The 15132-nt window shown below is 67.2% G+C and carries 12 protein-coding genes; 1 reads left to right on the forward strand and 11 read right to left on the reverse strand.

Translation table 11 applies throughout. The annotated features are described in order from the left end of the window. Positions 1 to 7 precede the first annotated feature (7 nt). From AC3EF3_RS14655 to AC3EF3_RS14705, 11 genes are all read right to left on the reverse strand, one after another. Positions 8 to 316: an FmdB family zinc ribbon protein gene (locus AC3EF3_RS14655; RefSeq protein WP_488532880.1), complete on the reverse strand. Its 309-nt coding sequence runs from the start codon at positions 314 to 316 to the stop codon at positions 8 to 10. A gap of 74 nt (positions 317 to 390) precedes the next feature. Then, complete coding sequence (locus tag AC3EF3_RS14660) at positions 391 to 1863, reverse strand: high affinity choline transporter 1 (protein ID WP_488532881.1); 1473 nt, start codon at positions 1861 to 1863, stop codon at positions 391 to 393. A gap of 48 nt (positions 1864 to 1911) precedes the next feature. Then, positions 1912 to 3477 (reverse strand): ubiquinone biosynthesis regulatory protein kinase UbiB, encoded by a 1566-nt coding sequence (gene ubiB / locus AC3EF3_RS14665; RefSeq protein WP_488532882.1) that lies wholly within the window; start codon positions 3475 to 3477, stop codon positions 1912 to 1914. Then, complete coding sequence (locus AC3EF3_RS14670) at positions 3474 to 3992, reverse strand: hypothetical protein (protein ID WP_488532883.1); 519 nt, start codon at positions 3990 to 3992, stop codon at positions 3474 to 3476. The genes ubiB and AC3EF3_RS14670 overlap by 4 nt, the downstream gene beginning before the upstream one ends. 12 nt (positions 3993 to 4004) lie before the next feature. Next, a complete protein-coding gene (locus AC3EF3_RS14675) occupies positions 4005 to 4901 on the reverse strand; it encodes a Tim44 domain-containing protein (protein WP_488532884.1) in 897 nt (298 codons plus the stop codon). Further along, positions 4898 to 5629 carry a bifunctional demethylmenaquinone methyltransferase/2-methoxy-6-polyprenyl-1,4-benzoquinol methylase UbiE gene (ubiE, locus tag AC3EF3_RS14680; RefSeq protein WP_488533804.1) on the reverse strand — a complete coding sequence of 244 codons (732 nt, stop codon included), beginning with the start codon at positions 5627 to 5629 and terminating at the stop codon, positions 4898 to 4900. Before ubiE ends, AC3EF3_RS14675 begins: the two co-directional genes overlap by 4 nt. Before the next feature lie 7 nt (positions 5630 to 5636). Then, a complete protein-coding gene (locus AC3EF3_RS14685; RefSeq protein WP_488532885.1) occupies positions 5637 to 6047 on the reverse strand; it encodes a gamma-butyrobetaine hydroxylase family protein in 411 nt (136 codons plus the stop codon). A gap of 37 nt (positions 6048 to 6084) precedes the next feature. Next, positions 6085 to 7698 carry a ShlB/FhaC/HecB family hemolysin secretion/activation protein gene (locus AC3EF3_RS14690; RefSeq protein WP_488532886.1) on the reverse strand — a complete coding sequence of 538 codons (1614 nt, stop codon included), beginning with the start codon at positions 7696 to 7698 and terminating at the stop codon, positions 6085 to 6087. A gap of 76 nt (positions 7699 to 7774) precedes the next feature. Then, positions 7775 to 9148, reverse strand: a complete 1374-nt coding sequence (locus tag AC3EF3_RS14695) for a FecR family protein (protein ID WP_488532887.1) — start codon at positions 9146 to 9148, stop codon at positions 7775 to 7777. A 137-nt stretch (positions 9149 to 9285) separates the two neighbouring features. Further along, positions 9286 to 9723, reverse strand: coding sequence for an HIT family protein (locus AC3EF3_RS14700; protein ID WP_488532888.1), 438 nt, complete (start codon positions 9721 to 9723; stop codon positions 9286 to 9288). Next, positions 9720 to 13598, reverse strand: a complete 3879-nt coding sequence (locus tag AC3EF3_RS14705; RefSeq protein WP_488532889.1) for a DUF3683 domain-containing protein — start codon at positions 13596 to 13598, stop codon at positions 9720 to 9722. The genes AC3EF3_RS14700 and AC3EF3_RS14705 overlap by 4 nt, the downstream gene beginning before the upstream one ends. Before the next feature lie 174 nt (positions 13599 to 13772). On the opposite strand from AC3EF3_RS14705, the gene ugpB reads away from it, so the two are divergent. Further along, entirely contained in the window at positions 13773 to 15077 is a 1305-nt protein-coding gene (gene ugpB, locus AC3EF3_RS14710; RefSeq protein WP_488532890.1) for a sn-glycerol-3-phosphate ABC transporter substrate-binding protein UgpB, read from the forward strand. Positions 15078 to 15132 lie beyond the last annotated feature (55 nt).

The raw sequence follows: 15132 nt of genomic DNA on the forward strand, positions 1-15132 counted from the left end.
CCCGCGCTCAGTGGCAGGCGCAGGATGCGCCGCATCCGCCCGCTGCCGAGGGCGTGTCGGACTTCGGGGCGCTGTCGGCGGGTTTGGATTCCGTCTTGGCGGGCTCGGCCGCCTTGTCGCCGGACTTGCCGGAGCCGCCGCGGAAATCGGTCGCATACCAGCCGGACCCCTTGAGCTGGAAGCCTGCGGCGGTGATCTGCTTGTTGAACGCTTGCGCACCGCATTCCGGGCAGGTGGAAAGCGGCGTGTCGGAGACTTTCTGCAGGACGTCCTTGGCAAAGCCACAGGACGCGCACTTGTAGGCGTAGATCGGCATGGCGATGTCCGAAGAGTTGCTTAGGGGCTGTTGCTGCGGTGCAAAGCCCTAAATTATAGGGGACCGCCCGGATTTCAATGGGTCTGCAGGCTGGCGACGGGCGCACGCGGCTCGTGCCGGTTGCGCAGGACCTGCGGCGCGAGCGAGCCGAGGATCATCCCGGCAAAAGCCGCGATCAGGCCCGCCAGCTGGCCCGGGAACATCTTCGAGAGCTGTTCGCCGCCGACCTGCGGGAAGAACAGGATCCACACCGCGATGCCCGCGGCCAGCGAGACGATCGCGCCCTGCGTCGTCGCGCGCTTCCAGTACAGGCCGGTCACCAACGGCACGAACGCGCCGACCAGCGTCACCTGGTAGGCGGCCGAGACCAGGTCGTAGATCGGCGTGCCCTTCATCGCCACCGCATAGGCCAGCACCGTGCCGGTGAAGACCACGATGGTCACCCGCATCGCGAGCAGCTGCTGGCGGTCGCTCATGTGGGGCCGCAGGTTCTTGAGGATGTTCTCGACGAAGCTGGTGGAAGGCGCCAGCAGCGTCGCCGACGACGTGCTCTTGATGGCCGAGAGCAGCGCGCCGAAGAACAGGATCTGCATCACCAGCGGCATCTTGGTCAGCACGAAGGTGGGCAGCACGCGCTGGTAGTCGTTCTTGGCCATCTCCATCGCGCTGTCGCCCATCACGACGACGGCGCTGGCGACGATGAACATCGGCACGAAGGCGAACAGGATGTAGCTCGCGCCGCCGATCACGGCGCCGTTGCGGGCCGTGCTGGCGCTCCTGGCCGACATCACGCGCTGGAAGACGTCCTGCTGCGGGATCGAGCCGAGCATCATCGTCAGGCCCGCGCCGATGAAGAAGGCGATGTCGCTGAAGGACGGCGGCGGCAGGAAGTTCCACAGGTCCTTGGATTGCACCATCGTCAGGACCTTGTCGGCGCCGCCGGCGAGGTTGGCCGAGAACAGCGCGATGATCGACAGGCCGATCACCAGCACGATCATCTGGATGAAGTCGGTCCAGGCGACGGCCAGGAAACCGCCGATCACCACGTAGACCAGCACCGCCATCGTGCCGACGATCATGCCCATGGTCTCGGACATCGCACCATTCGTGAGCACCGAGAACACCAGGCCCAGGGCGGTGATCTGCGCGGCGACCCAGCCGAGGTAGGACAGGATGATCGCCGCGGAGCAGAACACCTCCACGCCGCGGCCGAAGCGCTTGCGGTAGAAGTCGCCGATCGTGAGCAGGTTCTGCTTGTACAGCTTGGCCGCGAAGAACAGGCCGACCAGGACCAGGCAGGTGCCCGCGCCGAACGGGTCCTCGACGATGGAATTCAGGCCCCCCTGCACGAATTTGGCCGGGATGCCCATCACGGTTTCGGCGCCGAACCAGGTGGCGAAGGTCGTGGTGACGACCATGATCAGCGGCAGGCTGCGGCCCGCGATCGCGAAGTCCGAGGTGTTCTTGATCCGCGTGCCGGCCCAGACCCCGATCGCCAGCGTACCCACGAGGTACAGCACGACAAAGGTGATGAGCGTGTAGTTCATTGGCCCCGGCCCCGGATGTGTTGGCGCGGGATTATGCCCGAGCCCCTCTCAGATTCCGCGCCAGTGAAGCAGGATCTGGACCACGATCAGCCCCACGGCGAAGCCCACACCCCCATAGATCAGCGTTTGCAGCATTCGGTTCGTCCGCTTGAGCTCGTCGAGCATGTCGCGCCAGTCGTGGCGGACCTCCGACGAGCGTTCGCGCAGGTACTTGTGCAGCAGGTGCGGCAGCTCCGGCAGCAGCTTGGCGTAGCGCGGCGCCTGGTCGCGCAATTCGGCGATGAATTTCTGCGGGCCGAGCTGCTCGGTCATCCAGCGCTCGAGGAAAGGCTTGGCGGTCGCCCACAGGTCCAGCTCGGGGTCGAGCTGGCGGCCCAGACCTTCGATGTTCAACAGCGTCTTCTGCAGCAGCACCAGCTGCGGCTGGATCTCGACGTTGAAGCGCCGCGACATCTGGAACAGGCGCATCAGCACCATGCCCAGCGAGATTTCCTTGAGCGGCCGGTCGAAGTACGGCTCGCAGACCGTGCGCACGGCGGCCTCGAGCTCCTCCACCCGCGTGCCGGGCGGCACCCAGCCCGACTCGATGTGCAGTTCAGCCACCCGCTTGTAGTCGCGGCGGAAGAACGCGGTGAAGTTCTGCGCCAGATACTCCTTGTCGAACTCCGTCAGCGTGCCCATGATGCCGAAGTCCAGCGAGATGTAGCGGCCGAAGGTGCCCGGCTCCAGGCTGATCTGGATGTTGCCCGGGTGCATGTCGGCGTGGAAGAACCCGTCGCGAAACACCTGGGTGAAGAAGATCGTCACCCCGTCGCGCGCCAGCTGCTTGAGGTTCACGCCGGCCTGAACCAGCTTTTCGGTCTGGCTGATCGGAACGCCGTGCATGCGTTCCATCACGATCACCTCGGGCTGGCACAGGTCCCAGTACATCTCGGGGATCATCACCAGGTTCAGCCCCGTCATGTTCCGGCGCAGTTGCGCGGCGTTGGCCGCCTCGCGCACCAGGTCCAGCTCATCGTGCAGGTAGCGGTCGAATTCGGCGACCACCTCGCGCGGCTTCAGGCGCCGGCCGTCCTCGGACAGGTGCTCGATCCAGCCGGCCATCATGCGCATGAGGCTCAGGTCCTTCTCGATCACCGGCAGCATGCCCGGGCGCAGCACCTTCACCGCCACTTCCTGCAATTTTCCGCGGCGGTCGCGCATGGTCGCGAAGTGCACCTGGGCGATCGAGGCGCTGGCGACGGGCTCGCGCTCGAAGCTCGTGAAGACCGAATCGACGGGCCGGCGGAACGCACGCTCGATCGTCGCGATCGCGACCTCGGTCGGGAACGGCGGCACCCGGTCCTGAAGCAGCGCGAGCTCGTCGGCGATGTCCGCCGGCAGCAGGTCGCGCCGCGTGGACAGCACCTGGCCGAACTTCACGAAGATCGGCCCGAGGTGCTCCAGCGCCTGCCGCAGGCGCTGGCCCCGCGGCGCGCGCAGGTCGCGCCCGAAGGCGAGCACGCGCGCCACCCGGCTCAGGAGCGGGCGCTGGAAACTCGTGAGCGCCAGCTCGTCCAGGCCGTAGCGCAGCACGACCCAGAGGATGAAGATGGCGCGGAAGTAGTGCCTCATCGAGCCTTAGCGACGAACTCGCGCAACGCCGCCACCAGCCGCCGGCCCGCGTCGCCCATGGCGTGCGCCGGCGCGTCGCCGACCAGGCGCGCGAGGTCTTCCTCGAGGTCCCAGCGCACGTTGTCGACCATCCAGTTGATCTCGGCGGCGAACTGCACGTCGCCCGCGATGTGCACCGGCGGCTTGTCGCCGACCAGCGCGCTGCGCGCGAGCTGCAGCGGCGACTCCTCGGTCAAGGTAAGCGTGAGGTCGGCGGCCGCGTCCGAGGGCGGCACCAGTTCGAGCAGGCCCGCCCGCGTGGGCGCCACGCGCAGCGAGAACGCGCGCCAGTGCGCCTGCAGCACCTTGCCGGCCTGCCGCGCGAGCCGCGCCTGCGCCTCGGCCTCCTGCATCAGCACATGGTTGACCAGCAGCACGAGGCGGCGCTGCATCTCCTCGACGGCCCACGCGGGCGGCTGCAGCGCACGCGCGGCGTTGTCGAAGAATTCATCCAGGAATGGAAAGGGGCCGGCCATGGCCCCGGATTATCACTGGAGCGCTTGCACGCCCGCGACCAGCCAGCCGCTGGCGCCGTCTTTCGGCTTGGTCATGTTCCAGACCTCGCGGAACGGGCTGGGGCCTGCCGACGCGTCCTCGCGGATCATCCCGGAGAACTCCACGCTCGCCATGTAGTCGGCGCCCAGGTCCTCGATGCCGAGCAACTGCGCCTCGAGCATCACGACGTCGGTGTGGTTCGACTGGCCGGCCAGCTGGCGCTCGCGTTCGGCGAGCTGCGACCGGATTTCGCCGAGCATCTCGTCGGTCATCATCGAGCGGAGCACGGCCAGGTCTGCGCGATCCCAGGCGCCCTGCAAAGTGATGAAGTTGCGCTTGGCAGCGGCAACGAAGCCCTCGGCATCGAAGCCGGCGGGGATGCCCCAGGTCGAGTGCGGGGCGACGGCCGAGCCGATCTGCAGCCCACCGCGCTCCCACGGGCGGGCCGACGCATCGTTGCCGACCTTGTCGGGGCTGTACTGGCGCGGCGGAAGCGCCGAATCGGCGGGCGCGGGGCCGCCATACGCATAGGCGTTCCCCGAGTTCCGGCGCGAACGGGCGAACCAGCCGATCAGCGTCATCGCGAGCATCGCCGCCAGCAGGACCACGAGCAACTGGCCGAAGGCCTCATCGAAGCCCATGGCGTGCGCCAGCCAGGCCAGCCCGAGGCCCGCGGCGATCCCGCCGAGCATCCCGCTCCAGGAGCGTTGCGGCGCGGGCGCGACCGGTGCGGCCTGGTTGGGTGCAGGAGCGGTGCGCGTCGCCTCGCGCTGCGTGACGTTCGGCGACTGCTTGCCGATGGACGAGCCGCCGCCGAGACGCCGCGCGGCCTCCGCCTGCAACGAGACCAGGGCCATGAGCATCGCGACCACCGCTATCCAGAACTTCATACCTTGATTCCAACATGAAGCGCCACCACTCCGCCAGTGAGGTTGTGGTAATCCACGTGGCCGAAGCCGGCTTTGCGCATCATGGCCTTGAGTTCCTCCTGGCCCGGGTGCATGCGGATCGACTCGGCGAGGTACCGGTAGCTCGCTTCGTCCTTGGCCACCCATCGGCCCAGCAGCGGCAGCACCTTGAACGAGTACCAGTCGTACGGCTTGGCGAGCGGCGGCGCCACCTTCGAGAACTCCAGCACCAGGAGCTTGCCGCGCGGCTTGAGCACGCGATTCATCTCGGCGAGCGCGATGTCCTTGTGCGTCATGTTGCGCAGGCCGAAAGCCACGCTCACCACGTCGAACGACGCGTCGGCGAACGGCAGCTTCTCGGCGTCGCACACGAGGGTCGGCAGCACGACGCCTGCATCGATCAGGCGGTCGCGCCCGGTGCGCAGCATCGCCTCGTTGATGTCGGTGTGGACCACCCGGCCGGTCGTGCCGGCCCTCTTCGCGAACGCCAGCGCGAGATCGCCCGTGCCGCCGGCGATGTCGAGCACCTGCGCGCCGGGCTGCACGTTCGCGACCATCACCGTGTAGGCCTTCCACGCCCGATGCAGGCCCATCGACATGAGGTCGTTCATCACGTCGTACCGGGGCGCGACGGAGTCGAACACGCCGCGTACCCGTCGCGCCTTCTCGCGCTCGTCGACTTTCTGGAAACCGAAGTCCGTTTCGCTCATGGCTTTCTCAGTGCGCGCAGCCATGCCCGGGCTTCTCGAGCATGGGCGCATCGCGGTCCACGCCCGCTTCCGCGAGGCGCCGCTGGTAGTCGGCCCACAGTTCGTCCTGCTTCGAGCCGAGGAAGTAGAGGTAGTCCCAGGAAAAGATGCCGCTGTCGTGGCCGTCGGAGAACGTCGGTTGCACCGCGTAATTCCCCACCGGCGCAAGCGCGACGATGTCCACGTCGCGCTTTCCCGTCTGGAGCACCTCCTGGCCCGGCCCGTGGCCTTGGACCTCCGCCGACGGCGAGTGGGTGCGCATCAGCTCGAACGGGATGCGGAATTCGCGTCCGTCGGAGAACGCGATCTCGAGCACGCGCGAGCGGCCGTGCAAGGTCATCGAAAGGGGTGTCGGGGTATCGGAAGCAAGGCCGGCCATGGCTCGATTCTAGGCCGGGCCCCTCGCATCACGCGGATCAGAAGCGCACTTGCGCGCTGACGTAGAAGCGGTCGTCGCCCCGCTTGGGCGCCGCCGAGTTGAACGCGAGCCCGACGCGGCTGCCCAGGACGATGCGGCCATAGTCCATCGAGAGCGCGAAAGGACCTTGCGCGTAACGCAGGCCGACACCGGCACTGGCCAGGTGGTCGCTCGACAACCGGTTCGCGCAGTTGGCCTTGTGGTTCGCCAGCCAGCCCGCATCGACGAAGCCCAGCAGGCGCAAGCCTTGTGCCAATTCCGGCGTCTGCACTTCCACCGTCGCGGCCAGGCCGCTGTCGCCGGTGATCGGGCGGTCGATGTCCGTGCCGCGCACGCTGCCCAGGCCGCCGAGGCCGAATTGTTCGCCGGAGATCAGCACGTCGGGGCTGGCCTGCCAGCTGCCGCGCGCGCTGAGCAGCCAGCCCTGCGCGAACGGCGCTACGTAGCTGACGTTGCCGCGCAGCGCCTTCCAGTGCACGGTCGTGATGCGCGGGCCCTCGGCCTGGTAGGACGCCAGGTCGTCGTGCGCGCCCAGGCCGGTGTTCACGGCAAGCGACACGTCATAGCCGTACACGTAGGCATCGGCTTCCATGCGCGCCGTATAGCCGAGCGTCATCGGGTCGCTGCGGCGGTCGACGGCGCCGGGGACGGGCTGGCGGTCGATCTCGGTGGCCTTGAACAGCTTGTCCTCGATGCCGAGCGTGACATAGCTGCGGCGGCCGCCCTGCGGCGCGAGGTACTGCGTGTAGTTCAGGCCGAAGGTGTGGCCCGCGCCGGTGGAACTGAATGTGCCGAAGTTGCCGACCACGTCCGAGCGCGTGTAGGTCGCACCGGCCACGCCACCCGCGGCATAGAGCGGCACCCGGTAGGTGAGGCCGAGCTGCTTGACGTCACCGGGACGCTGCAGCGAGGTGGTGTACGCGCCCACGAACTGGTGGTCGAGGTTCCAGACGTTCGAGTGCGACCCCGAGACCGTGAACCGGTCGCGGCCCGAATTCGCCGTTCCGGCATTGGACAGGCCGACGCCGAACTCCCAGGGCTTGCGCTCGGCGACCTTGATCGTCGCGTCGATCCGGTCGGGCTCCTCCGATTCCTTCAGGGCGACCTGGACCTGCTTGTTCGGGTTCTCGTTGGCGATCGCGGTCTGGATCGCGAGCGTGCTGAAGTTGGGCGTGCCGCTTTCCCGCAGTTCGGGCACCGTGCGGCGCACGTTCGCCTCGTCGTAGATGCTGCGGCCCTCGATGCCGACCTTGCCGATCGCGAACTTCACGACGGCGAGCGTCACGGCACTGCCGATCTCCTGCGGCGGCAGTGCCACGCGATGCAGGCCGTAGCCTTTCTCGCGCAGTTCCTTCTCGAGCGCGCCGGCCGCCTGCTGCAACGTTTCCAGGCTCGCATCGTTGCGCACGTAAGGCGTGAGCACGCGCTGCGTGTCGGCCTCGCCCAGCGGGTTGTCACCCGTGACCTTGAAGCCCTTGATCGGGAAGACCGGCGGCGGCACGGACGCGATCGGCGCCTGGGGAGCGGCAGGCGGCGGGGACTGGGCGAGTGCCGCGCACGCAGCCGCGAGCGCCGCCAGCGCGAACAGTCCCGCGCGAGACCCTTTCAGCATCGATTCGCCCCTCTTGTTGTTCAGCTGGATGCGGGCGATTGTGGCATCCGGCTTACGTCTTGTCACCGGCAGTAAATCACTTGCACTGGCTCGCGCCCCTGATGCCTGCTTCGCCCAGGACGCTCACGAGAAGCGGGTTCTTCACGTTGGGCATCGGCAGCCTGTCGAAGTCGATGAACTTCGGGATCAGGCTCGGCCGCGCGGTGTTGCCGTTGCCGCCCGCAAAACCGACCTCGCCCTTGCCCAGCTCCAGCACCTCGCTGGCGGTGGCCACCTCGATGTGGCCGTCGCGCACGAACACGAACAAGCCCTCCTGGTCGTCGGAGACCGGCGAGGTGGCGAACAGCTTCGGCGGCACGTCCACGGTATCGGGCCGCGGGCCCTCCATCGGCGGCTCGGCGGAAACCGGCCGGATGCCTTGCGGCGAGATGAACAGGCCCTGGCCGGCCTGCAGCACCTGCAGCGCCGTGGTGCCTTGGGGCGTGACGTCGATCGAGCCGAGCCACGCGTAGAGCGTGAGCCCCGCTTCGTTGGCGCCCGCCTCGTTCGCGCAAGCGCCGAAGCAGCCGATGTCCAGGCCCGTGCCGCGGATGCCGATGGTGGCCGTGGCCGTGGTGAAGCCGACGTTGCGGTTGTTGGCCTTGGCGATCAGGCCCGTGAGCGCGCGCACCGTGCCGCGCAGCACCGAAACGAGGAAGCGCCCCTCGGAAGCATTGCTCTCGTCGTAGACGAAATTGTCGATGCGAAAGCGCGTCCCGGAACCCAGCGTCATCCGGCTGTCGTCGCGGAAGGCCAGCACGGCCTGCGAGCCCGGCGTGGTCTCCACCAGGTCGCCGGGGTAGAGGGCGCCACCTTCGACGACGCGCCGGCGGTGCCCGGGCGTGTCCGTCGCATACACCTCGCCGCGCAGCGTGACGATCCTGGCGCTGGCCTGCACCGCCGCGGGCCGGGCCGACGCGTTGATCTGCTGCGATTCCTGGCCGCAGTCCTTCGCGCACAGGCGCGCGTCGAAGTCGGTGCCGCGGATGCCGATCGTGGCGGTGCTGGTCTGCACGCGCGCCGCGCTCGGCGAACTCTTGGAGATCAGGCCCGTCACCGCGCGGAAGCCCCCGCGCACCAGCTGCATGAGCATGCCGTTGTCGGGCGCGTTCTCCTTGAACTTGTATTGGGTGAGGACCAGCTCGGAACCCGGGCGCACCGTCATGCGCGTGCCGTCCTGCAACTTGATGATCGCGGAGCCGCCTTCCGACGTCGTGAGGCGGTCACCTTCCTTCAATTGCAGGCCGCGGCCGAGCGTGCGCGGCGTCTGCCCGGGAGTCTGGGCGAACCCGACGCCCCGTGAAAACTCGACCTCGCCGGCGGCTTGCGCCATCGCTGTCGTTGTGGCCACCAGCAGCCAGGCACCCAGCAGGATGCAGCCTGCGGGCGGTTTTCGGTACTGGGGGGCCATGGCCTTTCCTCCGCACACTTTTTGTTTCCTCTGGATACCCTTCCCGCGAGGTTATACACGGTTGTGGCCCGGCTCACTACCCTGCGCTTCCCCGCAGGCAGTGGCAGTCCACCGTGCGGATGCACGCCCGGAGGATGTCAGGATGCGGAGGCCAGTGTTCGGGTGAGCGCGTTCTCGAGTGCCGGACGGAGGGCCTCGACCGCACCGATGCGCGCAACGTCGGCTGCGCGCTGCACGGGCGCCCAGACCGGCGCGGGAAAGCGGCTGTCCCAGTCGAAGCGCGCGATCACGTGCCAGTGCAGGTGCGGCACCATGTTCCCGAGCGCGGCGAGGTTGATCTTGGTGGGCGCCAGGTGCTCGCGCAGCACGCGCTCGACCCGCGCCACGGCCTCCATGCACAGGGCGCGGTCCGCTGCCGCGAGATCCGAGAACTCCGCAACATGGTCATTCCAGACCACGCGATAGAAGGCGGGGAAGCCCTCTTCGTCCGCGCGGACCAGGCGGAACCTGGCGCCCTGGAACACCACGTGGCCGCCGGCGGCATCGCACAGCGGGCAGCCGGCGACGAAGCTCACACCAGCACCCGCTCGATGCCGCCCGCGTTGGCGGCGTGCACGTAATCGGGCATCCAGTTTTCGCCCAGGATGTGCCGGGCCATCTCGACGACGATGTAGTCGGCCTCCAGCAGGCCGTTCTGCAGGTCGTGGCTGTAACGGCTCAGGCCCTGCAGGCAGCTGGGGCAGCTGGTGAGGATCTTGATGTTGTCCTTCTCGCCGACCTTGCCGCTCGCGCGCAGGGCCGCCTCGTCCTTGCGGATCTCTTCTTCCTTGCGGAAGCGCACCTGCGTAGAGATGTCGGGCCGCGTGATGCCGAAGGTGCCCGATTCGCCGCAGCAGCGCTCGGACTTGCGCACGTCGGGGCCGACCAGCGCCTTCACCGTCTTCATCGGGTCCTGCAGCTTCATCGGCGAGTGGCAGGGGTCGTGGAACATGTAAGCCTGCGTCGCGGGAAGCGTGATCTTCTTTTCCAGCAGGTACTCGTGGATGTCGATGATGCGGCACCCGGGGAAGATCTTCTCGAACTCGTAGCCCTGGAGCTGGTCGTAGCACGTGCCGCAGGACACCACCACGGTCTTGATGTCCAGGTAGTTCAGCGTGTTCGCCACCCGGTGGAACAGCACCCGGTTGTCGGTGATGATCTTCTCGGCCTTGTCGAACTGGCCCGAGCCGCGCTGCGGATAGCCGCAGCACAGGTACCCGGGCGGCAGCACGGTCTGCACGCCGGCGTGCCACAGCATCGCCTGCGTCGCCAGGCCCACCTGCGAGAACAGGCGTTCCGAGCCGCAGCCCGGGAAGTAGAAGACCGCTTCGGTTTCCGGCGTGGTCGCCTTCGGGTCGCGGATGATCGGGACGTAATCCTTGTCCTCGATGTCCAGCAGCGCCCGCGCCGTCTTCTTCGGCAGCCCCCCGGGCAGCTTCTTGTTGACGAAGTGGATCACCTGCTCCTTGACCGGCGGCGGGCCGCCGTCGGTGGCGGGCGGACGCGTGACCTGCTTGCGGGCGAGGCCGCGCAGCAGGCCGTTGGCGAAGCGCTGCGCCTTGAAGCCCACGCCCACCATGGCGCTGCGCACGAGGCGGATCGTGTCCGGGTTCGTCGCGTTGAGCATGAACATGGCCGCGGCATTGGCCGGGCGGAAGCTCTTCTGGCCCATCTTGCGCAGCAGGTTGCGCATGTTCATCGACACGTCGCCGAAGTCGATCTTCACCGGGCACGGCGAGGCGCACTTGTGGCAGACCGTGCAATGGTCCGAGACGTCCTCGAACTCCTCCCAGTGCTTGATGGAGACGCCGCGGCGCGTCTGCTCCTCGTACAGGAACGCCTCGACCAGCAGCGAAGTCGCGAGGATCTTGTTGCGCGGGCTGTACAGCAGGTTCGAGCGCGGCACGTGCGTCGCGCAAACCGGCTTGCACTTGCCGCAGCGCAGGCAGTCCTTGATCGAATCGCTGATCGCGCCGATGTCGCTCTGCTGCATGATGAGCGACTCGTGGCCCATCAGGCCGAAGGACGGCGTGTACGCGTTGGTCAGGTCGGCGTACACGGAGGTGTCGGTGTCGGCGACCGAATGGCGCAACAGCTTGCCCTTGTTGAAGCGCCCTTCCGGGTCGACCTGCTGCTTGTAGTCCGCGAAGGGCTTGAGCTCGTCGTCGGTCAGGAACTCCAGCTTGGTGATGCCGATGCCGTGCTCGCCGGAGATCACGCCATTGAGCGAGCGCGCCAGCAGCATGATGCGCTTCACCGCCGCATGCGCGGTCTGCAGCATCTGGTAGTCGTCGCTGTTGACCGGGATGTTGGTGTGCACGTTGCCGTCGCCGGCGTGCATGTGCAGCGCCACCCACACACGGCCCTTGAGCACGCGCTTGTGGATCGCGTTGACTTCCGCCAGCAGCGGGATGAACGCGTTGCCCGCGAAGATCTGCTGCAGCGGCGCGCGGATCTGCGTCTTCCAGCTCGCGCGCAGCGAGTGGTCCTGCAGCTGCGCAAAGAGCTTGTCGACGTCGGCCAGCCACAACTGCCATTGCGCGCGCACCTCGCGGATCACGGCCAGCGCCTGCTGTACGCGGTCTTCCAGCAGTTCCGCCGACGGGATCTCGCTGGCATCGTCGCCCTTGCCGAGCGGCAGGTTGCCGCGCGTGAAGAAAGCTTCCAGTTCATCGGCCAGCTGGATCTTGTTGCCCAGCGACAGCTCGATGTTGATCCGCTCGATGCCGTCCGTGTATTCCGCCATGCGGGGCAGCGGGATCACCACGTCCTCGTTGATCTTGAACGCGTTGGTGTGCTTGCTGATCGCCGCCGTGCGCTTGCGGTCCAGCCAGAACTTCTTGCGCGCCTCGGGGCTGATGGCGACGAAGCCTTCGCCGCTGCGCGAGTTCGCGATGCGTACGACTTCGGACGTGACGCGTGCCACGTCGTCCGCGTCGTCGCCGACGATGTCGCCCACCAGCACCATCTTCGGCAGCACGGCACGTTTCGACTTGGTCGAGTAGCCGACGGCGCGCAGGTAGCGGTCGTCCAGGTGCTCGAGGCCCGCGAGCAGCACGCCGCTGCGCTTCTGCTCGGCGAACATGAAGTCCTTGATCTCGACGATCGAGGGCACCGCGTCCTTGGCGTTGCCGAAGAATTCGAGGCACACGGTGCGCGTGTGCGCGGGCATGCGGTGCACCACCCAGCGCGCCGAGGTGATCAGGCCGTCGCAGCCTTCCTTCTGGATGCCCGGCAGGCCCGACAGGAACTTGTCCGTGACGTCCTTGCCCAGGCCTTCCTTGCGGAACGTGTGGCCGGGAATCTCGAGCTTTTCGGTGCGCACAGGCGTCCTGCCGTCGGCCTGGAAGTAGCGCAGCTCGAAGCGCGCGACCTCGGCATCGTGGATCTTGCCGAGGTTGTGGTCCATGCGCACGACTTCCAGCCACTGCGCGTCGGGCGTCACCATGCGCCAGGACATGAGGTTGTCCAGCGCCGTGCCCCACAGCACCGCTTTCTTGCCGCCCGCGTTCATCGCGATGTTGCCGCCGATGCACGACGCCTCGGCCGAGGTCGGGTCCACCGCGAAGACGAAGCCGGCACGCTCGGCCGCATCGGCGACTCGCTGCGTCACCACGCCGGCTTCGGTCCAGATCGTCGGCACGGGTTGCGCGTGGCCGGGAACCGAAGTCATTTCGACTTCGGTCATCGCCTCGAGCTTCTCGGTGTTGATCACCGCGCTCTTCCACGACAGCGGCACGGCGCCACCGGTGTAGCCGGTGCCGCCGCCGCGCGGGATGATCGTCAGGCCCAGCTCGATGCAGCCCTTCACCAGGCCCGCCATCTCCGCCTCGGTATCGGGCGTGAGCACGACGAAGGGGTACTCGACACGCCAGTCGGTGGCATCGGTCACGTGCGACACGCGCGAGAGGCCGTCGAACTTGATGTTGTCCTTGGCCGTGTAGCGGCGCAGCGCCTTGGTCGCCTGCCGGCGCAGGTCGGCCACCTCGCGGAAGCTCGTGTCGAATTCGCCCACGGCGCGGCGCGCGTTCTCGAGCAGTTCGCCCACGAGCGCATCGCGCTCGCGGTCCGCGTCGGGTGAGCGGCGCTTCTCGATCTCGTGCAGGCGGTGGTGCAGCGCATCGACCAGGAGCTTGCGCCGCCCGGGGTTGTCCAGCAGGTCGTCCTGCAGGTAGGGATTGCGCTGGACCACCCAGATGTCGCCCATCACCTCGTACAGCATGCGGGCCGAGCGCCCGGTGCGCCGTTCCTCGCGCAGGCGATTGAGCACGTCCCACGCGCGCGAGCCGAGCAGCCGGATGACGATCTCGCGGTCCGAGAACGAGGTGTAGTTGTAGGGGATCTCGCGCAGGCGCGGCGCGTCGCCTTCGGCCGCTGCGATCAATTGGTTGAGCGTGGTGGGGGCGTTCATTCTCGGAGGCGCAGCTAAACGAAGATGTTACCGCAGCGCAGCAAACGCCTGTGCCGCTCATGGGAAACCCGCTTGCCCACAGGTGTGGCCTGCCGCTCTAATCGCCGTCACACAAGCACGGTAGAGTCCGCGCCGCGACAACGTTCAGGCGCACATTCCCAGGAGTTCCCTCACATGAAATACAAGCTTTCCGCGTTCATCCTCGCGGTTTCGGCGGCCTTCGCGGCGCACGCCCAGACCGAGATCCAGTGGTGGCATTCGATGACCGCCGTGAACCAGGAAACGGTCAACGCACTGGCGGCCGACTTCAATTCGAAGCAGAAGGACTACAAGGTCGTGCCGGTGTTCAAGGGTGGCTACGACGAGTCGATGACGGCCGCGATCGCCGCTTTCCGCGCCGGCAATGCGCCGCACATCCTGCAGGTGTTCGAGGTGGGCACGGCCACGATGATGGCCTCCAAGGGCGCGATCGTTCCCGTCTACAAGGTCATGGCCGATGCGGGCAAGAAGTTCGACCCGGGCGTCTATGTCCCGGCGGTGGCCAGCTACTACACGGCGCCGAACGGCCAGATGCTCAGCTTTCCCTTCAACAGCTCCACGACCGTGTTCTACGTGAACAAGGACGCCTTCGAAAAGGCGGGACTGGACACGAACAACCTGCCCAAGACCTGGCCGGAGGTGGCGCTCGCTGCCGCCAAGCTCAAGGCCAGCGGCCACAAGTGCCCGCTCACCATCGCGTGGCAGGGCTGGACCCAGCTCGAGAGCTTCTCGACCTGGCACAACACGCTGCTGGCCACCAAGCGCAACGGCCTTGACGGCCCCGACGCCCGCCTGGTGGCGAACTCGCCGCTGCATGTGCGCCACATCGAGAACCTGGCGAACATGGCCAAGACCGGCCTGTTCATCTACAAGGGGCGCGCCAACATTCCGGAAGCCACGTTCATTTCGGGTGAGTGCGCGATGATCACCACGTCCTCGGGCTTCTACGGCAACGTATCGAAGAACGCGAAATTCAAGTACGCGGTGTCCACCCTGCCCTACTACCCCGACGTGCCCGGCGCGCCGCAGAACACCGTCATCGGTGGGGCCAGCCTGTGGGTCATGTCCGGCAAGAAGCCCCAGGAGTACAAGGGCGTTGCGGAGTTCTTCAACTACCTGTCGCAGCCTGAGGTGCAGTCGAACTTCCACAAGAAGACGGGCTACCTGCCGATCACGATGGCCGCGTTCAAGCTGACCGAGGAATCCGGCTTCTACAAGCAGAACCCCGGCACGGATACCGCCGTGAACCAGATGATCCGCAAGACCACCGACAAGTCGCGCGGCATCCGCCTGGGCAATTACGTGCAGATCCGCGCCATCGAGGACGAGGAACTCGAACAGGTCTGGGCCGGCAAGAAGACGGCCAAGGAAGCTCTGGACTCGATCGTCAAGCGCGGGAACGAACTGCTCGAGCGCTTCCAGAAGGCGAACAAAGGCTAGAGCCTTTGTTCGCCGGCGGCGGCACTGACGACACCCCCTCACCCTGCCCTCTCCC

It is taken from the genome of Ramlibacter sp. GS1-15, from assembly GCF_057785015.1.